Annotated in this window: 17 protein-coding genes; 13 read left to right on the forward strand and 4 right to left on the reverse strand. The window is 42.4% G+C overall.

Going from position 1 to position 20,661, the window contains the following annotated elements:
• Positions 1-181: 181 nt before the first annotated feature.
• From BW961_RS16195 to BW961_RS16210, 4 genes are all read right to left on the reverse strand, one after another.
• Positions 182-1,576 (reverse strand): sugar porter family MFS transporter, encoded by a 1,395-nt coding sequence (locus tag BW961_RS16195; RefSeq protein ID WP_068579656.1) that lies wholly within the window; start codon positions 1,574-1,576, stop codon positions 182-184.
• Between the two features lie 227 nt (positions 1,577-1,803).
• Positions 1,804-3,150: a response regulator gene (locus BW961_RS16200; RefSeq protein WP_068579658.1), complete on the reverse strand. Its 1,347-nt coding sequence runs from the start codon at positions 3,148-3,150 to the stop codon at positions 1,804-1,806.
• Entirely contained in the window at positions 3,125-4,576 is a 1,452-nt protein-coding gene (locus BW961_RS16205) for a sensor histidine kinase (protein WP_068579661.1), read from the reverse strand. Before BW961_RS16205 ends, BW961_RS16200 begins: the two co-directional genes overlap by 26 nt.
• The gene (locus BW961_RS16210) at positions 4,573-5,571 is read right to left on the reverse strand and encodes a sugar-binding protein (protein WP_068579665.1); all 999 of its coding nucleotides are present in this window, start codon (positions 5,569-5,571) and stop codon (positions 4,573-4,575) included. Before BW961_RS16210 ends, BW961_RS16205 begins: the two co-directional genes overlap by 4 nt.
• 275 nt (positions 5,572-5,846) lie before the next feature.
• Here BW961_RS16210 and BW961_RS16215 point away from each other — a divergent pair, with 275 nt between their 5' ends.
• The 13 genes from BW961_RS16215 (at position 5,847) to BW961_RS16275 (ending at position 20,641) form a co-directional block, all read left to right on the forward strand.
• Complete coding sequence (locus BW961_RS16215; RefSeq protein WP_076576899.1) at positions 5,847-8,072, forward strand: bifunctional 2',3'-cyclic-nucleotide 2'-phosphodiesterase/3'-nucleotidase; 2,226 nt, start codon at positions 5,847-5,849, stop codon at positions 8,070-8,072.
• Positions 8,073-8,296: 224 nt separating this feature from the next.
• A complete protein-coding gene (locus tag BW961_RS16220; protein WP_068579671.1) occupies positions 8,297-9,331 on the forward strand; it encodes a BMP family lipoprotein in 1,035 nt (344 codons plus the stop codon).
• Positions 9,332-9,434: 103 nt separating this feature from the next.
• A complete protein-coding gene (locus tag BW961_RS16225; RefSeq protein WP_068579673.1) occupies positions 9,435-10,940 on the forward strand; it encodes an ABC transporter ATP-binding protein in 1,506 nt (501 codons plus the stop codon).
• Positions 10,937-12,004: an ABC transporter permease gene (locus BW961_RS16230; protein ID WP_068579675.1), complete on the forward strand. Its 1,068-nt coding sequence runs from the start codon at positions 10,937-10,939 to the stop codon at positions 12,002-12,004. Before BW961_RS16225 ends, BW961_RS16230 begins: the two co-directional genes overlap by 4 nt.
• Positions 11,988-12,911 (forward strand): ABC transporter permease, encoded by a 924-nt coding sequence (locus tag BW961_RS16235; protein WP_068579678.1) that lies wholly within the window; start codon positions 11,988-11,990, stop codon positions 12,909-12,911. The genes BW961_RS16230 and BW961_RS16235 overlap by 17 nt, the downstream gene beginning before the upstream one ends.
• 28 nt (positions 12,912-12,939) lie before the next feature.
• The gene (locus tag BW961_RS16240; protein ID WP_068579682.1) at positions 12,940-13,617 is read left to right on the forward strand and encodes a sulfite oxidase-like oxidoreductase; all 678 of its coding nucleotides are present in this window, start codon (positions 12,940-12,942) and stop codon (positions 13,615-13,617) included.
• Between the two features lies 1 nt (position 13,618).
• Complete coding sequence (locus tag BW961_RS16245) at positions 13,619-14,365, forward strand: nucleoside phosphorylase (RefSeq protein WP_068579685.1); 747 nt, start codon at positions 13,619-13,621, stop codon at positions 14,363-14,365.
• A 267-nt stretch (positions 14,366-14,632) separates the two neighbouring features.
• The gene (locus tag BW961_RS16250; RefSeq protein WP_068579688.1) at positions 14,633-15,316 is read left to right on the forward strand and encodes a helix-turn-helix transcriptional regulator; all 684 of its coding nucleotides are present in this window, start codon (positions 14,633-14,635) and stop codon (positions 15,314-15,316) included.
• Between the two features lie 15 nt (positions 15,317-15,331).
• Positions 15,332-16,504 carry a MalY/PatB family protein gene (locus tag BW961_RS16255; RefSeq protein WP_068579691.1) on the forward strand — a complete coding sequence of 391 codons (1,173 nt, stop codon included), beginning with the start codon at positions 15,332-15,334 and terminating at the stop codon, positions 16,502-16,504.
• A gap of 44 nt (positions 16,505-16,548) precedes the next feature.
• Complete coding sequence (gene nhaC / locus BW961_RS16260; protein WP_068579695.1) at positions 16,549-18,048, forward strand: Na+/H+ antiporter NhaC; 1,500 nt, start codon at positions 16,549-16,551, stop codon at positions 18,046-18,048.
• A gap of 30 nt (positions 18,049-18,078) precedes the next feature.
• Positions 18,079-18,462 carry a RidA family protein gene (locus BW961_RS16265; protein ID WP_068579696.1) on the forward strand — a complete coding sequence of 128 codons (384 nt, stop codon included), beginning with the start codon at positions 18,079-18,081 and terminating at the stop codon, positions 18,460-18,462.
• 236 nt (positions 18,463-18,698) lie between these two features.
• Positions 18,699-19,691, forward strand: coding sequence for an aminoglycoside phosphotransferase family protein (locus tag BW961_RS16270; RefSeq protein WP_068579698.1), 993 nt, complete (start codon positions 18,699-18,701; stop codon positions 19,689-19,691).
• Positions 19,692-19,738: 47 nt separating this feature from the next.
• The gene (locus BW961_RS16275; protein WP_068579699.1) at positions 19,739-20,641 is read left to right on the forward strand and encodes an aminoglycoside phosphotransferase family protein; all 903 of its coding nucleotides are present in this window, start codon (positions 19,739-19,741) and stop codon (positions 20,639-20,641) included.
• The last annotated feature ends 20 nt before the right edge of the window (positions 20,642-20,661 follow it).

Raw genomic sequence — 20,661 nt, forward strand, 5'->3', positions numbered from 1 at the left:
TCATAGGATAGTTTATAAAAGCTTGGATTGTTAACGCCGGTCACGTAGGCTTAAACAATCTTTCATATCTATATGATAACAACTTTCAGAATATAATCAATACTTTTTTATAATAATTCTAAATAAGGATTACGTTATGTAGATTTTTGGTGTCTATTAAAAAAAGAAAACCGTAAGACTCTTAAAGAGTCTTACGGTTGTTTGGTGCTGTCCATAATAATTCAATTTCCTCCAACGTCTTACCTTTCGTCTCTGGAATAACACGCCAAGTGAAGAGGAATGTAATCAAGGACATGGCTCCGAAGATCCAGAACGTAATCCCAGGCCCGATAGATCCAAGCATCGGTGGGAAGGATTGCGATACGATATAATCAGCTACCCATAATGCCATGGAAGCAATGGCGGTAGCTTTACCACGAATTCGGTTAGGGAAGATCTCGGACATAATAACCCATACGACGGGTCCTAGCGATATTGCGAACGAAGCAACATATAGCAATATGAAGATCAGAATCCAAGGTCCTGAGGTATTGCCTGTTTGGAATGCAGCCCCGATGACGATCAGACAGATCATCATCGATCCTGAACCTACTAATAGGAGTGCTTTACGTCCAACTTTATCGATCAACCATATAGCTAGAATCGTGAATAAGAAATTGACCAACCCAACAAGAATCGTCTGGGTTAACGCAGTGTTGGTACCCGCACCTGTTGCTTTAAATATTTCTGGTGCATAATACATGACCGCGTTGATTCCTGTAATCTGTTGTAGAACTGCGATTACAACACCAACGATGAGAGCCATGCGTAGTCCTGGTTTGAATAGTTGGCGGATCGATCCGCTTTCCTGCTCGAATGACTTCTTAATATCGACGACTTCTTTCTTCGCTAATGCTTCACCGTGTATACGAAGCAGAATAGGTAATGCCTCGGCCGGTCTTCCTTGCTTAATCAACCATCTTGGGCTTTCAGGAACGAAGAATAGTAGAACTAGAAATAGTAATCCTGGAATGGCACCTACGCCGAACATCCAACGCCAAGCGGTGCTTATGCCCCAAGCAGCGTCTCCAGAATTCGTAATCCACAAGTTAACGAAATAAGTTAAGAATATACCGGTTACAGTGGCAAGCTGGTTCAATGCGACTAGACGACCGCGATATTTAGCGGGCGCAATTTCGGCATTATAAAGTGGACATAGGGTAGAGGTAATCCCAATACCAAGGCCACCTATGATACGAGCAATAACATAAAGAGTGAACGTATCTGCGAGCCCAGAACCGAGGGATCCGATAATGAAAAGAATAGCTGCGGTGATTAGGATTTTTTTACGACCAAATTTATCGCTCAATACCCCTGAGAATGCAGCTCCGACAATACAACCAATAATTAGACTGGATACGGCCCAACCTACTTGTAGCTGACTTAAATGGAAATGTTCCTCCATAAAACCAATGGCACCCGACACAACTGCTGTATCAAAACCAAATAATAATCCACCTAAAGCGGATACAATAGACACTAGAATAACAAATTTCATGCTAACGTGTTTATGTTCTTTCTCAATTATCCCATCCAACGTATGTGACCCCTCTCTTAATACCTACAAATTACCCACAAATGATCCATTAAAAACGAACTCATTGTATCACGCGTAACCTGTGTTTACGGAAACAAATCCCTTCACTTATCTGTGTTTTTCCCGCATTTAATTCAGGCTATCCATTTAGGAGCTTTTTATAATGAAGAACTAGCACAAATGGGTCTCAAGAACACAAAAAAGTCCATGTTCAAGGACATGGACTTTTACGATTTGGTCTGACTACGGAATTCACTTGCTGTGATTCCGGTAACCTTTTTAAATACACGGCTGAAATAATTGGGATCGTTGTAACCTACCTTGTAGCATACTTCCTTGAGGCTTAAATGCTCTGAGCTCATGAGAATTTTGGCAGTATCGATCCGTATTTTGGTTACATAGTCAATAAATGTGCTGCCTGTTTGTTGCTTGAATATTTTGCTGAAATAGTGGGCGTTGAGATGGACGAAATCCGCGACTTCTTCAAGAGATAAATCCTCTGTAAACCTTTCTTGTATGTATCCCTGAGCTCTGTCGAGGACGGTCAACGTTTGTTTCTCACGTTCTTCCCGAATCTGGTGTAAGGCGGATATGACATAGGATCTATGCCCCGATTCAATATCGAAGGACAGGCCCTCTGATTCGTTGAGAGGATGGGCAACGCCATGCTTCAGTTCGTCGAAGTGGCACACGTTACCATGATGGTCGTCGTAAGTAGAAGCAAATACGGCTTCGAAATAAGATTTGCGAAACCCTTGCGCTCTACTTCCAAGGGTTCCAATGCCGATGGACACGTTACTTTGAAGCTGACGTTCGCTTAAGCTAGCAAGTTTCTCTCCGAACCGTTTGGTCTCGTCTTTCCATAGATCTTCCGAAATACGAGGATCTTTTCCTAAGAAAATGGCCATATGACGTTCGATTAAAGAACTTACGATACAACTCGCTTCACTAGTTTTGGCGAACCCCCGGATGATATCGTATATTTTCTGCTGCGTGAGAGAGTCAGTATGCTCTGGGAAGGCGACGACAATGGCACACCCTTGCTCGAGAGAGAAATCGAGCCACTCCGATAACTGTTCGGCGTTTGCGTCCAAGGTCTGATCGACCATGAACATGAAGGAGAGTTCATTCTCCACCAACGGTAATAACTGCGATAATTTATGCTTGAGTGCTAGCTCATCATTGCGTCTTTTTTTCTCTTGTTTCAGTTCTAAGATGAGATCTTCGAGCACGCTAACGATTTGTTCACGTTTTGCAGGCTTCAGAAGGTATTCCTTTACACCAAGCGATAGCGCCTCTTTGGCATAAGCAAAATAATCGTAGGCTGTAACTAAGACGAACTTGGTATCAGGCAGCTGCTCTTTAATCTCCCTGATGGCAGTCAAGCCTTGGATACCCGGCATATTGATATCCATCATCACGATATGCGGTCGATGTTCTTCCGCTCGTTCAATGGCCGTTCGACCATTATCGGCATGAATCACCTGAAACGTATCTGGCATCATACGCTGAATAATCCATTCGAGTCCTTCACGTTCTAATGCTTCATCATCTGCGATCAATATCCGATACATGATGGAGTTCTTCCTCCTTTCTAGGGGGAATTAGGATGGTAATGATTGTTCCTTGCCTTGGTGCGCTATGAATATTCACAAGACTCTCTTGTCCATAGAATAACTGTAGGCGCTTGAATACGTTTCTGGTACCAAGACCTGTAGAATGTTCCTTCTGTAGTCCAGTTTCCATCTGAAGTAAAGACTGCCTTGTAATTTCACTCATTCCGATGCCATTGTCTGATAACGTAACAAGCACACCCTCTGGAACTTTACCTATCTCCAGACGGATCAGAGCTCCTTGCTCCATTCCTTGAATGCCATGCATGAAAGAATTCTCAACGATAGGTTGAAGGGTTAATGCAGGGATCGCTACGTGTAATGTCGATTCATCAATGTCTAACTCGAATGAAATACGATCTCTAAAGCGAGCTTGCTGAATCGTGAAATATTCTTGTACCATGGCTACCTCATCTTGTAGTGTCACGGGCTGGTCTAAATTCCGCAGATTATAGCGTAGAAGATTCGACATGGATACGATGAGATCGCTTGTCTTCTCGGCACCTTCGAGTAATGCCAATCTAGACAGAACATTTAATGTGTTAAAAAGAAAGTGTGGATTCATCTGATTCTGTAATGCTTGTAACTCCAATTCTTTCAGTAATTTCTCTTGTTCTATATTTGCTTTATCCTTCTCGATAAACACCAATAGATCACTCGTCATTTGCTCAAAGGCACCTGACAATATACCAAGCTCATCATGAGATCGTGTGGTAAGAGGTTGTACATGCAGATCACCTTTCGAGATCCTTCTCGCCATGCCGACAAGCTGACTGACCGGAATGGTGATGCTTCGTGAGATCCAATAGGCGAGGACAATACTTAACAGTGTATTGATAACAAAGATAGCCGAACTTAAAGTATTCATTCGTGTATTCTCTTGTTGGATTTCTCGATAAATGGGTTGATAGAAGCTAATCTCTGCATCAACAAGTGCTTGCGCTTCCGCACGAATAAATCCTGTTGTTTGCTCTGCATCCTCGTAGTGTGCAAATGCAATGCGAGGTGTTTGTGCTTCGCTTGCTGCAATGGAAGCTTGTATCTGTTCCATAAGTGTCTCCAGCATATGGACATAACTTGTCATATCTGAAGGTGCAAGTGAGGGACTCGTCATACTCGAAAGAATAGCACGAAGTTGCGCTAAGTTGTTCTGCTCTTGTTCAAGTTCATTAACGTTACTATCTTCAGTATGGATCATTTCACGATAAAGCAACCTAAGGTTAAGCTCTGCACTCTGGGAGGATTGCTTATACATGAGTATTCGTTCCATCATAATATCGTAGCTTTGTTGAACTGTTTTTCCACTTTCAAATAGAAAGAAGGTGACTGAATTGACGAGAAGGACTAATAATGGAATAAAGAGGAGCAACTTTTTACGAATTGTCATGGGCAACGGACTCCATCTTTAACATCGGATGTACTTCGATCAAGTACAGTAATTGCTGTGAAATGCTGATTTTGTAGAATATTGCCCTGGAAATATTCATGGACGAGCGATATGGCGTCATAACCCATTCGGATCGGTTGTTGCACAAGGGTCGATTCGATCTGACATTGTGCAATCGCTGCCTTCGTCTCGTCCAAATCATCAAATGCAAATATATGATTATCTTGCAATGGGACACGTTGAACGGCTTCTAAGATGCCCAGTCCATCGAGTGAGCTCAGACCAACCATATAGCGAACTTCGGGATGATTGCTTAGGATGTCCTCTGCTTGCTCAGCAGCTTGGAGCCGAGATATATTAGATGATCTGACTTCGACAATCGTAAGGTCTTTATATTGGTCGATGACGTAACGAAAGCCTTGTAAACGTTGTTGTTGATTAAAGGACAACTCATTGCCCATCAACACACCAATATGACTTGCTTGTGTTCCCGTTGCTTGAACGACAAGATTTCCCATTCTTTTACCTGCTTCGAAGTTATCTGTACCTACATAAGATAATCTTCGGCTTCCGGGTTCATCGGTATCTAGCGTGATAACAGGGATACCTTGGTCCATGGCTTTATCAATTAACGAACGATAGATGGGGTCATTGATTCCTTGAATCAAGACAGCGTCCGCTTTGGAAGCGATGGCTTTCTCTAATAGAATCATTTGTTCATTAGGATTGATGCGAAATGGTCCAATGTATTCGAGAGTAATACCATATTTCTGAGATGCCTCACGGGCTCCTTGTTCTATAGAACGCCAATAGGGGTTGTCTAACTCCTGGGAGATTAACACGATATGACGAGTAAGAGAATCATTCTTAAAGATGGACTTTAGTGGTTGAATTAATTCTCGAATACGTAGTGTAGAGAACAAAAAACTTAGCATTAACGTAGCAAATAGAACAAATAGAACCACAATACTCATATTCCATTTTCTGTTAGACATGATGTAACTCCTTAGAAATACGTTTAGTATGCACATTATACAAGAAACATGTAGTAAACCCAAAAGATACCTATGAAAGAGGAAGGGTCGAGCGAAATAATGGAGGTGAATGTATCGCGGTGAAGTAGAAAAGAAAGGTTTATCCCTTGGTTTTCTTGGGATAAAGCGAAGTGAGAGTTCCTAAAAAACTGTGTATTTTTTCCTTTGTCTACTTTATTATAGAAGGGTAACAGTCAGAGTTACATAGTATAACAATGAGGGGAATGGAATAGTTGATGAAAAAGATTGTGAGAAATAAGATTCATAAAATCATGGCATCATCATTGGCATTAAGTGTGTTGCTTGTACCCATCGGAGGTACTTTTGTTTCGGCAGCGGAATCAGACAGCTCATCTCTTCAGTTAAGAATTATGGAGACGACAGATATTCACACGAACGTGATGTCTTATGATTATTATAAAAGTGCTGTTGCACCTACAGTAGGACTTGCACGAACAGCCACAATCGTTAAAGAAGCACGGAAAGAGAACCCTAATACACTATTAGTAGATAATGGGGACTTAATTCAAGGAACGCCGCTTGGAACATACAAAGCACTTATAGCTCCAATTAAGAAAGGTGAAGTTCACACCGTATATAAAGCTATGAATCTGATGGGATATGATGTAGCAACATTTGGTAATCATGAGTTTAACTATGGTCTGGATTACTTAGATAATGCGATCAAGGGTGCTAATTTCCCTTACATTAATGCAAACGTGTATGTAGATGATAAAGATAAGAATCCAGCTAATGATGTAAATCGGTTCAAGCCGTATCAGATTCTTACCAAAACATTCATAGATGAAGCAGGCAAAGAACAGACACTCAAACTTGGCGTGTTGGGTCTAGTAACTCCGCAAATCACGGAATGGGATAAAGCGAGTCTTGAAGGCAAAGTGATTACCAAAGACATCGTAGCTACAGCTGTGAAATTCGTACCTGAGATGAAGGCTAAAGGTGCAGACCTTATTATCGTAATGTCTCACTCAGGATTTAATGGTAATGCAGAGGCGAATGTAAATGCAGAAGATGCTATTCTACCTTTAAGTAAAGTTCCTGGCATTGATGCTATTACGTTCTCACATACGCACAAAGTATTCCCTGCTGTAACTGAGAAGGCGTTGGACAACCTTTTCAAAGATAGCACTGGTAAATTGTATCCAGGCGTAGATAATGCCAAAGGAACAATTAATGGCGTAGCAGCCGTTCAAGCAGGTTACGGTGGTGCAAACTTAGGGTTGATCGATCTATCACTAGAGAAACACGATGGCAAATGGGCTGTGAAATCTACGCAATCGTCAACAAGAGCTATCTATGATGCTGTAGCTAAGACATCGATGGTAGAACCGGATCAAGCCATTGTAGATGCGGTAACGGCTGATCACGAAGCTACGATTAAATACGCGAACAGTGCTATTGGAACGACAACTTCACCTATTCATAGTTATTTTGCACTCGTACAAGATGATCCTTCCGTTCAGATTGTAACGAACGCGCAGAAAGCTTATGTAAGTGACTATATTAAGAAAAACCTTCCTAAATATGCGTCAACACCAATCCTATCCGTCGGAGCTCCTTTTAAAGCGGGACGTAACGGCGTAGAAGAATATACGGATATTGCAAAAGGTCCATTAGCGATTAAGAGTGCCGGCGATCTTTATCTGTATGACAACACGCTTAAAGCTATTCTTGTAAAAGGTTCTGTTGTTAAAGAGTGGTTGGAAATGTCAGCAGGCAAATTCAATCAGATCGATCCTACAATTAAAGAAGAGCAATCTTTATTGAATTCTTCATTCGCTGTATATAACTTTGACGTTATTGATGGCGTAACGTATCAAGTAGATGTAACACAACCAGCGAAATATAAAGCAGATGGCACTGTGAATGCAGCTACATCGAGTCGAATCCTTAACCTTCAATATGAAGGTAAAGCCGTGAATCCGGATCAAGAATTCGTTATTGTTACAAATAACTACCGTGCAAGCGGCGGTGGTAACTTCCCAGGTGTCAAAGGAAGTACTTATATCATTGATAGTCCAGATGAGAACCGTCAGATCCTGATGGATTATATCTCTGCGAATAAAGAGATTAATCCTTCTATTGATAACAACTGGTCGATCGCACCGATTAACGGTGATGTGAAGGTTACGTTTACTTCTTCTCCAAAAGCGGAAGCATTTGCTAAGTTGACAAGTAACATCAAATATTTGAATAAAACAGATGACAAAGGATTTGGAATCTTCTCCCTTGATTTGAGCAAGACGAGTACTACACCAATTGAATCAACAGTACCAGCAACTCCAACAACTCCAGCAACGTCTGAAGTACCAGCAACGCCAACAACTCCTGCAACGTCAGGAGTACCTGCGACACCGCTAGTACCAGCAACGCCAGTAGATTCTTCTACGCAAACAGATAAATTAGTAGATCTATTGAAGCAGTTGTTTAAGGGCCTTTAGGACTTGGAATGAATAAATAGTGTATAACGGATAAAATCCATTTCAATGGATAACAGAAGCATGTAGTTCCAGTATTGTGAGATATTGGACTGCATGCTTTTTTGTGTGTTCATGAAAGGGGAAAATATTCGACTGATTAACGTTCGACGAGTTCCATTTTGTATTGACAAATTTCGACGATTCTTATACGATGAATTCAAACGGCTAAAAGGGGACTATTTCATATGAAAAGAAGTTTATCGTTCGTATTATTAATGGTTTTGATCACAGTTATGCTAGCTGCATGTGGAAATAATAGTGCAAAAGACGAACAATCAGGTGGAAAGTCAGAAAATGAAGCAAAAGCGAAAAAAATTGCATTGGTTTTACCTGAAAAAATAGGAGTCAACCCATTTTTTGTACAAATGGACGAAGGTTTTAAAAAGGCTGGTACAGAATTCGGTGCCGACATTAAAACAATCGAATCAACTGATCCAGCAGCATTTGAACAGAATCTACGTGCAGCTGTCGCTGAGAACTATGATTTGATCATTACAGCAACGTTTCAAGCGGAAGACGCTTTGAAGAAGGTTGCAGCAGAGAATCCAAATAAAGCTTTCGCAATTGTAGATACAACGGTAGATCTACCGAATATTCGTAGCATAGGTTTCCGTGAGTATGAAGCATCTTATCTACTAGGAGCAACAGCAGGATTGTCAACGAAAACAAATAAGGTAGGAATGGTAGCAGCAGTAGACATTCCTTTGATTAAGAAATATACAGAAGGATTTAGTGAAGGATTGAAATCAACAAATCCAACAGCAGAATTCTTTGTGAACTATGTAGGTGGATTTAACGATCCAGCTAAAGCGAAGGAATTGGCGTTGGTTCAGTTAGGTAAAGGGGCTGACTTCATTGCTGGAGCAGCAGCGACAGGAGACCTAGGCGTATTTGAAGCAGCGAAGGAAAAAGGCTTCTTTACTTCAGGAGTAGATGTGGACCGTACAGTTATTGATCCAGAACATATCGTATTGTCGATACTTAAATCAACAGATATCGTGACTTACGAGACGGTAAAAGAATTTGTTAATGGTACTTTCAAATACGGTGCTGTTGACTATGGCTTGAAAGAAGATGGCGTTGGGTTGACTTTTGTTACTCGCGAGAGTAAATCTACGCTTAACCCGTTTATTGGTCAAGAGAACATTGATAAAGTGAAGAAGATTAAAGATGATATTATTGCAGGTACAATTACAATTAAAGATCCAATGCAACCATAGTTTAGAATCAGTAATGTAGGATAATTCATTACCGGCTGCCAATAAGGGGCCGGTTTTGGTTGTTACGGATAGAATCAATCGGGGATAGAAGGGGGAGCACGTTATGCTGTTGCAGATGGAGAATATAACAAAGCATTATGGTAACGTTACCGCTAATCAGGCTGTGAACTTTGATCTAGGTGAAGGTGAAGTTCATGCACTTGTTGGTGAGAATGGCGCAGGGAAAACGACGCTAATGCGTATTCTGTATGGGATGGAGCAGCCATCATCAGGGTCGGTCAAGGTGAAGGGGAAAGTCGTATCTTTCGCTAATCCTGCGAGTGCCATGGCGAGCGGCATTGGAATGGTACATCAGCATTTCATGCTATTTCCTTCTTTCACAGTTGCAGAGAATATCGTGATCGGACGAGAGCCAACAGCAGGTGGGGTATTTGACCGTAAACAAGCGGCAGCACTTGTGGAGAAGTTGGGACAGCAATATGGGATGCCTGTTGATCCATGGGCTGTTGTATCGGAATGTCCGATGGGTATGCAACAACGAGTTGAGATTCTGAAGGTGCTATATCAGGGTGCAGATATCATTATTTTGGATGAACCAACAGGAGCTTTGACGCCACTGGAAGTCAAAGAACTGCTTGCAAATATTAAATCATTAGCTCTTCAGGGTAAGAGTTTCATTATAATCACGCATAAACTTCATGAGGTCATGGAAGTTGCGGATCGAATTACTGTGTTACGTGATGGTCGATTAACGGGAACACTTGCAGCGACGGATACAGATGCGGAGCAATTATCTAGGCTGATGGTAGGAAGAGAGCTCGTCTCACTTGAGAAACAGCAAGTAGAGCTTGGTGAAGCTGTTCTCGAAGTGAAAGGACTTGGCATACGTGGACCGAAGGGGAAGGGGAAAGCTCTTCTGAAGGATATCCATCTCCAGGTTAGAGGTGGTGAGGTTGTTGGTATTGCCGGAATATCTGGTAATGGTCAATCTGAACTCATACAGGCTATTTCTGGTCTTCGTCCAGTGGATGATGGAACCGTTCAACTCGCTGGCGTGGATATCAAAGGGATGGCTGTACGTGATATCCGTGAACAAGGACTTGCTCATATTCCTGAAGACCGTTACCTCTGGGGAGCGGCTAAGGATGCGACGGTGCTCGATAATGGGCTGATGGGTCATCATCACACGCTTCAACGTAAAGGATTGGTCAAGGGTAAAGAAGCACGTGCTAAGGTAAGTGAATGGATCCGACAGTTCGGTATTAAAGCAGGTTCGCTTGATAATAAGATCCAGAACTTATCCGGTGGTAATCTACAGAAGCTGATCGCAGCGCGCGAATTTGCACACGATTCTCATTTCATTATTGCGGCTGAACCGACACGTGGGGTAGATATTGGTGCTATGGAGACCATTCACACCGAGTTGATTCGTAAAAGAGATGCTGGGGTGGGCGTTCTACTCGTATCCTCCGAATTGACTGAAATTCTGCAGTTATCTGATCGAATTGTCGTTATGTATGAAGGTGAAATTGCAGGAGAATTATCTGCGAAGGATGCAACTGAAGAGAAAATCAGTCTGCTGATGTCAGGGGGGAATCGACAGGCATGAGTATTATTAAACAAAACTTACGTGGATTGATCCAGCCTTTAATCGCTGTAGTGATCGGACTAATTGCTGGGGCTATCGCGATTCTAGTCGTGGGTGGATCTGTCACTGAGACGTATATGGAAATGTGGAAGGGCGCATTTGGTAGCTTCTACTTTCTTACCAATACGTTAGCTAGATCGACGCCAATTATCTTGGCTGGGCTAGGTGTAGCACTTGCCTTTCGTGCTGGATTCTTTAATATGGGAGCCGACGGACAGATGGTTCTCGGAGGATTATCTGCTGCGCTTACGGCCTTGTATTTCCCAGGGCCAGGTTGGGTAGTTCTACTAGCCTCGATCATCGCGGGTATTATTACGGGTGGACTGTGGTCCTTTTTCGCAGGTTGGTTGGATGCGAAGTTTGGAATGAACCTACTCATTACAACGTTATTGTTGAACTATATTGCAACACTGTTTGCAGGGTATATGGTCGCTTACCCATTTATGGATAAGACAGGCTCTGCGGCTATGGCACAGTCTGAGATGATTGAGCAGAGTGTGTGGTTACCGAAGTTATTTCAAGGCATGGGGCTTCATGCGGGCTTTATTATTGCCATTGTGGCCGCTGTGTTATTACACTTCTTCATGAAGAAGACAACTATGGGTTATGAAATTAGAATGTTAGGCAGTAATCCGCTCTTCGCTTCTTATGGTGGCGTACGCCGGGGAAGAATGATGATGATTGCAATGCTTGTTAGTGGTGGATTTGCGGGTCTTGCTGGAGCGGGAGAAGTGCTCGGTACCCAGTACCGCTTCCTAGATGGTTCATTGACTTCAGCCAACTATGCATGGAGTGGGATTATGGCAACGTTGCTTGCAAATTCACATCCCCTCGGAACGGCATTAGCTGCGATTCTGCTCTCAGCACTACAGACTGGAGCCATGGGTGTTGAGCGTAATACCGATGTGCCATTGGAAGTGGCAAGTGTTATCCAAGCTGTACTCACGTTGTTCGTATCTGCAAGAATAGGGTATACATTCTGGAAACGTAGAAAGGGGAAACAAAAGAATGGAACAACTACTTGATGCCGCTCTATTCAGTTCCACGCTACGCGTGGTCACACCCATTCTATTAGCTGCACTAGGCGGGGCACTTTGTTCTAGAGTAGGCCTGTTCAACGTAGCACTTGAAGGATTCGTCCTTGTAGGAGCATTCTCGGGGATTGTAGGTAACTACCTTTTCGGTAATGTATGGTTAGCTGTATTGTTTGCAGTGCTGTGCGTGATGTTCTTCTCGCTTATCTTCGGATATTTGAGTATTAATCTAAGGGCGAATCCGATCGTTGTCGGGATATCATTGAACTTTCTAGCTACAGGGATGACGACCTTTCTATTACGAGCCATCTTTAATGTAAAAGGAGCCTACTACGATAGCACAATGGTCGGACTACCTAAATGGGATATCCCAGTCATTAAGGACATCCCTTGGATTGGGGAAGTGATCTCCGGACAAAGTCCGCTTGTATATCTAGCCTTTATACTCATGGGCGTTCTACAATTTTACTTGTTTAAGACGGTATCAGGGTTCCGACTTCGTTCGGTGGGTGAGAATCCGGTAGCAGCTCAAAGTATCGGTATTAAGGTGCGTAAGCATCAATATACTGCTGTACTGGCTTGTGGCGTACTATGTGGTTTGGCAGGAGCTCAGTTGTCTCTTGGACAAGTCACCATGTTCACAGAAGGAATGACGGCTGGACGCGGATTCATAGCGCTTGTTGCTACGATGCTTGGACAGGCTAACCCTCTTGGAGTCATGGCTTCCAGTCTATTGTTTGGATTTATGGACGCATTCGGTATTCGGTTACAAGGGCTTGCGATTCCGTCACATTTCACAAACATGTTACCTTATATCGTGACACTGATTGCCATGTTCTTCTTCAAAGATCGTAGCTATTTGCAAGATGCTAGCAAAGCGGGCGGAAGCTCTCGTTAAGATATAACAGCTTTAAGGAGGATACCTTATGCATGGAAAGGCAGATCGTCTGAAAGGGGCCAAAGCGCCTAAGAATCAACAACCCATAGATAGTTCACTACAGCATCGACTGCCTCCCGGACAGTCCTTAACGGAGAAGTTTCCGATTCTGCACGAGGGAGAAGTACCTGTTTATGATCTAGCCACTTGGAATCTTCGTGTGTTCGGGGAAGTCGAGGAAGAACGAACCTTTACTTACGATGAACTGAAGAATATGAAGCAATCGCGTGTCGTGTCTGATATTCACTGTGTGACACGTTGGTCGAAGTTCGATGCACCTTGGGATGGGGTTCTTTTTACGGATTTGTTGAAGGAGTTGAAGGTCAAGCCTGAAGCGAAGTCCGTCATGATTCATGCGGACCCTGATTATGACACGAATGTTCCCCTAGTGGATTTGATGAGAAATGATATTCTGCTAGCTTTTGACTTTGATAGTAAACCTTTGACGTTGAAACATGGTTGGCCACTACGCCTCGTTGTTCCACACTTATATTTCTGGAAGAGTGCGAAATGGATACGAGGGATTGAATTTATGAAGGAAGACCGCGAAGGTTTCTGGGAAAGAAACGGATTTCATAATACCGCAGATCCATTCTTAGAACAACGGTTCTCAGGAGAAGATATACCAATACCCGAAGATGAGTGGACACGAAAGGAGTTCGATTAAGATGTTAATGTCAATACTGCAAGTGAATTCGGAGGACATTCCACCGTATGCGATTGTATGTGGTGATCCGAAGCGAGCTGAGATGATCGCAGGGAAATTAGAAGGAACAAGAGAGCTTGCTTTCAGCCGTGAATATCGGACATTTACAGGCGAGTATGAAGGCGTGAAGATGGCCGTGGTTAGTCATGGTGTCGGTTCAGCTGGCGCTGCTGTATGTTTCGAGGAATTGATTCGCGCAGGCGTGAACACGTTGATTCGAGTAGGAACAGCGGGTTCTTACTCACAGGATATTCCAGCAGGTAGTCTTGTGGTCAGTATCGCTGCTGTTCGTACAGAGGGGCTAACACGACAATTGGTACCTGAAGGTTTCCCGGCTGTTGGGGATAGTCAGGTAGTTAATGCCCTATTTGAAGCTGCAAGTGCCACTTCTGGTGTCGTTGCCAAAGGAATCACGGTAGCGGTAGATGCTTTCTTCAATGGTGTAGTTGAAATTCCTCATAAGCAATACAAGCAGGCTGGAGCGATTGCAGTTGAGATGGAAATCGCAGCATTGTACATCGTGAGTACACTTCGTGGTGCTCGTGCAGGTGCAATTCTAGCGATTGATGGATTTGCTGATGCGGAACTTTCAGAAGTATATGATCCACATACGGATGCGGTTGGCTTAGCCGTAGAGCGTGAGATTCAAGCTGCTCTTCGTGCGATCGTGCGTCTTGCTCGTGAAGATGGACAAGTTACAACAGCGTAGGACAGGTTCATGCTCCGCTTGAAATCATAGTGTTTTCATACCAAAAGGCGTCTCTCATACAAATGAGGGATGCCTTTTTAGAATGAAAATAGAAGAATACTAAATGCTCCTCAAAAGTGATTATATTTTATCGAGATAATAATTTATTATAAAAGAACACTTGTAACCGCTTTCTAATGATGATAATATGTTATCAAGATAATAAATTATCATAAATATTACGAAGTAAACACTTTATTCATAGTTTAGAGAATCTGGAGGTGTCACATGGAATCTAACAATTTACATCTTCTGGAGAAGCATTTTCCAATGGCTTCTTTCATAGCATCGATAGTCGGACCCAAATGCGAGGTTGTTGTGCATGATATTAGTAATCCAGAACGTTCGATAGTTCATATTGAAAACGGTCACATTAGTGGAAGAAAAGTGGGGGACGGCTCGACGGACCTTGTATTGAAACTCCTTAAAGGAGGCGCATATCACGAGCAACAGTTTATTACGAACTATAAAGGTAAGGGTTCACTCGGTCAGACATTTCGCTCATCGACTTATTTTATTAAGGATGAAAGCGGTGTATTGGTCGGAATGATGTGTTTGAACATCGACGTAACCCATTTGGATATCGCAGCTCAATGGATTCAGGATTTGCTAGTAGGTGGAGGACCATTCCCTTCCAACTCGAAAGTACCGGCTGTTATTACTGATGAAAAGCCTGTATCTGAATACTTGCAAGGGAATATGGATGATTTATTAGTACACATGATAGAAACGGTGATGTCCAGAACAACAGTATCGCCTGATCGATTATCTGCCCAAGAGAAGATGGAATTGATTAAAGAATTCAACGACGAAGGTGTTTTCCTGTTAAAGGGCGGTGTGGGACAAGTTGCGAAGGCGTGTAATATGTCCGAACCAACGGTTTATCGTTACTTGCAAAAAGTTAAAGATTGAGTAGGAGGAGAAGTCATGAGCACTAATTTTGATGAGGTCATCAACCGATTCTGGACAAATTGTGTCAAATGGGATGGATTAGTCGCAGAGTATGGCCAGGAGGTTATCCCGTTGTCCGTAGCAGATATGGACTTACGTGCTCCACAAGCCATTGTTGATGAGGCAGTTCGAATGGCGCAACACGGCATATTCGGCTACACGGAATTATATCCCCCTTATTTTGAGGCCGTACAGGGATGGATGAAGCGAGCCTATACTTGGGATATTCCTCAGGAGTGGATCGTGTTTAGCCCGCGAATTGTGCAAGCCTTTTCAATTATTTTGCAAAAGTTTACGGATATCGGTGATCGAGTGCTCATGCACACGCCGGCCTATCAACCAATAGCCAAGGCAATCACAGAAAATGACCGTGAATATGTTGAGAGTCCATTGATCTATCGGAATGGTCGTTATGAAATGGATTTCGATGATATGGAGCGCCATATGAAAAAGGGTATTAAGTTGCTTCTGCTATGTTCGCCGCATAACCCAACCGGACGAGTGTGGAATAGCCTGGAATTAGCCCGACTAGCAGACTTGTGTACGCTCTACGATGTTCTAATTGTATCGGATGACATTCATGCTGATTTTATTCGGTCCGGTCATGAACATACTGTGATTGCGAAATTATCCGAGCGAATCGCGCAGCGAAGCATTATTTGTACTTCTCCAAGTAAGACATTTAATCTAGCAAGCTTGGAAATTGCCAACATTATCATTCCTAATGAGAATCTACGGGCGAAATTCAAGAAAGGTCTGATTGAAGCAGGCATCCACAACCCGACTTTCTTCGCAGTGCCGATATGTGAAACGGCCTATACAGCTTGTGACGGATGGTTGGAAGAAGTGAAATCATATATTGAAGGCAATATTCACTTCGTGAAGCAATTCTTTGCCAAGCATTTTCCAGAGCTACATGTTGTGGAACCGGAAGGAACCTATCTGCTATGGATTGATTGTACTTCCTTCGATAAGAAAGATGAGAAATTGAAACGGTGGATACTCGATGAATCTAAAGTTAGTGTTAGTTTCGGTACATCTTTTGGTACTCAAGGTGAAGGTTTTATTCGTTTGAATGTAGCAACGTCACGGGTGACTCTTGAAGAAGCTCTACAACGTATGGCAGTAACCTATCAAAGTATGCAATAAAGAACAGCAATGCATTCATACGATACTATTCCGAGGTGAACATCATGGGAAATAAACAAGACAAGCAACAACAGCAGAAGGCCATAAAGCCTCCGACGCTACTATTAGCATTAGTACCTGTTTTTACGATGATCGTATTATTGAGCTTGGGATATGTATTGTTTGAACTTCCTCCAGAACCGTTAATCATTATGTCAGCCATTGTCGCAGGGATCGTCGCGATTAAGTTGGGTCACTCGTATGACGCTATTCTTGGATCGATATCAGAAAAGATTGCTAAGACGATGCCCGCTATTCTCATCTTGATAACCGTCGGATTCATGATTGGTACTTGGATGGTTGGGGGGACGATCCCAATGATGATATATTATGGATTGAAAATTATTGATCCTCAATTTCTCATCATAACAGCGTTCTTAGTTACTTCGATTGTATCAATCTGTACTGGTACTTCATGGGGAGCTGCAGGTACAATCGGTGTGGCTTTCATGGGTGTTGCAGCAGGGATGGATGCTAATCTAGGTGCTGTAGCTGGGGCAGTTGTTGCGGGTGCTTACTTTGGAGATAAACTTTCTCCGTTGTCGGATACGACGAATATCGCTTCATTAGCTACAGGAGTGAATTTGTACGAGCATATAGGCCACTTGCTATATACGACACTTCCATCGTTTATTGTTGCCGGAATTGTATACGCTATCACGGGCTTGAACATGGGAAGTGCGGGCGTAGAAATTCCTGAAAAAGTCGGAACAATTATGAGCACGTTAAATTCAATATTTAGTTGGAACCTATTGCTACTTCTTCCTATCCTTATTATCTTATTCGGATCTCTTACGAAGAAACCTACGATCCCTGTTATGCTCATTTCATCTATCGTAGCCATGATTAATGGCATGATATTTCAAGGATTCTCGATTCAAGATGTTATGGTGTCTGCAGTAGGCGGATTTAATCTATCCATGGTGAATGTGGCTGGGTTCGATCTTGCGACTGTCATTCCAGATATTCCTCGGTTGCTCAACCGCGGGGGTATGAACTCGATGATGAGTACACTACTAATCTGTTTCAGTGCCATAGTGTTTGCAGGAACAATTTCCGTAACGAAATCATTAGATCTTATTATTAATAAGTTGATGAGATTGGTTCATTCCACCGGTTCGTTGATCGTAACAACCATTCTTGTGGGGATGTCGATGATCGGAATTACGAGTAATGGTCAGATTTCAATTCTAATGCCTGGAGAAATGCTACGTGAATCATATATTCGTAGAGGGCTACACCCTAAGAATTTATCTAGAACGATCGAAGATTCTGCATCCATTATCGAGCCTATCTTACCATGGACTGCTGCCGGTGCTTATATGGCAGGAACGCTCGGTGTCGCGACATTAGACTACTTGCCTTGGGCAGTATTTTGTTGGACAGGTATTATATTCGCCACAATTTGGGGGTTCACAGGATTTGGTATCGCGAAGTTGACGCCAGAACAACAACAAGAAATGTTGAAAGAGTATGATTCAGAGCAGAAAGTTTCAAATAAATAATAACCCTATCAAGGGTAGAGGAGATATACTATGACTAACAATAAAGAAATTATCCAAACCAATGGTGCACCTCAAGCGATTGGACCCTATTCACAGGGAGTAAAAGTGGGGCAGTTACTCTTCACTTCAGGACAGCTTGGTATGGATCCAGCTACAGGATTATTTCCTGAAACAGTTGAGGAGCAGACAAAGCTATCTCTGAACCATGTAAAGGCAATTGTAGAAGCGTCAGGTGGTAACATGAACCAAGTTGTGAAATCGACGGTCTTTCTAAAAGATATGAACGATTTCCTAGTCGTGAACGAAATATATAGTGGGTATTTTGCAGAACCTTATCCGGCTCGTAGTGCAGTACAGGTAGCACGCTTACCGAAAGATGCTTTGGTAGAAATAGAAGTAATCGTACAGTTGTAATAAGAAATTTCATTTAACGGGAAAACCTTCAGTTAATTTCACAATCAGAAGGCACTTGCGTAAGTAGCAGGTGTCTTTTTTATTGCGTTCATAACAGACGGATTATCAAGTCCTGTTGCACTTGGCTTGATATTTCGTCAATCAACATTTGGCTGCTTAAATAGACACTTCACACGTGGTGCAAGAATAAACTGTCAATAAGTTTTATTATTGAATCGATATGGGGGGAGTATGGCATGCCGAGTCGATACGAGAAGGCTAAATTAAAGTCCATTACGAGGCGATATGGATTACATCTGATCCATCTCACAACTCATGATTCTCTATACAAAAAAAATGCAGTATATTGTGCTAAAACCAACAAAGGTAAATCTCTGGTTAAAGCGCTAAATGCTAAATGCCAAGGTGCGACATTACCTCAAGCGAAGTTCTTTTCCTATGTCCGTAGGTTAACAGCATCGAAATACCCATACACTCCACGATGGCTAAAGACCAGAACAGGAAGGTATTCAGTGAACTTTCGTGGAAATGCCTATTATATGACCGAATGGATTAAGGGTAGAAAGATTGATGATGTCCACGACTATGAATCGTTAGGTAAAGCACTTGCCCATCTCCATAAACTTCGTAAAGTGCAACAGCCCCCAACCGCTTCCTATACACTCCAGAGAATAAAGGAATTTAAACGTGAGGGACATTTGTTTCGCGTACAATTGCAGAATGTCCAAAGAAAGAAGACAACGCCTACGAAATGGTTCGATATATATGGTGAAAGTTGTGTCCATTTGACCAATGATGCTTGGAGAATCATCGATGATCCACGTGTAAAACGTATTCTTGTGAAGGAACGACAGCACCCTGCACTGATTCATGGGGACGTTACCATCCCGAATATTGTGATTCATTCTAGAGGACTTGTCCTCATTGACTGGGATTGTCTAAGGACGGGGTCGAAGTACTATGAAGTGGCGAAGACTCTTTCCAACACAACGTATTATAAGCCGGTTCTTATGGATGCCTTTTTACATGGATACGAATCGATTAGCCCTTTAAAGTCATCTGAACGTTTACTGATCAGTGCTCTTTTTCGACTTCCAAGGGAAGCTTGGCATGTAGCCCGAAGAATTGGTTCAGGGAGAAGCCATAAGGGACTAACACTACTGGGAGAAACTTGGCACGATCGTTTGAATGCCATACGTCATCTGGATGAATGGGCGAAAGCGGAGTAGGCACTAGTGGTAGTAATCCTATCTATTTTATATTGAGGTGATATGTAATGAGTCTAACTTCTGATCTTGAACAACAGTATGGGATTCATATTTTAAAAAAGGTTAAGGTACGCGATGTATATCAAATATCTACAAGAAATCATGGGGTCCTATGTTTAAAAAGTTACAATGTAACAGAAGCGGAGATGCATTTCATTACACAAGTATTCGCTCATTTGTCTCAAAACGATTTCAGGTTTGCGCCCAAGGTACTCTATACATCAAGCCACGCTTATTGGATTACTAGAGAGGGTATCCACTACATGTTGACGAACTGGGTTAAGGGCGAACATCCACGATTCCACAGGAGTGATCATTTCAAAAAAGGGATTCGACTGCTTGCTAAATTCCATTCCGTAGCGGAGGGGTTTAATGCTCCATCTATTCCGGTAGAAAGAATAAGATACAACCAGTTGAAAGAACAAATAACATTAGATCGTAATTTCCTTGCGGACAACCCGAAGCTGAAGTTAATGACGACACTGTGTAATGAGGCATTAAATGATATAGACAACGCAACAGTGGTAAAAGCCATCGCTGATGAAGAGTCTCACTTGGCATTTGCGCATGGGGATTATAATTATCCGAATCTTATGCTAGATCGAGTGGGTTCTATGCATATGATTGATTTTGATAATACGTCATTACATGTACGCATGGAGGATTTATCGCATATTTTACATCGGAATATGGCTTGGCATGGTCATGACATGTTGCGAACGATAGAGTATTACAACAGTAAACGTCCTATAAGTAAAGGAGAACTACATGTATTGCATACGTTGCTGTTGGTTCCTTATCCCGTATTAAGGACATTGAAACAGAATATGCGAAACAAACGTTATCATATCTCAATTCCGACTGCTCTGAAGATCAAACAATATAGAAACGAATTGAAACAGCTATTATGAAGGTTTTACGCAAACCAAAA

Source organism: Paenibacillus macquariensis, assembly GCF_900156375.1.
Lineage (GTDB): Bacteria > Bacillota > Bacilli > Paenibacillales > Paenibacillaceae > Paenibacillus_AQ > Paenibacillus_AQ macquariensis.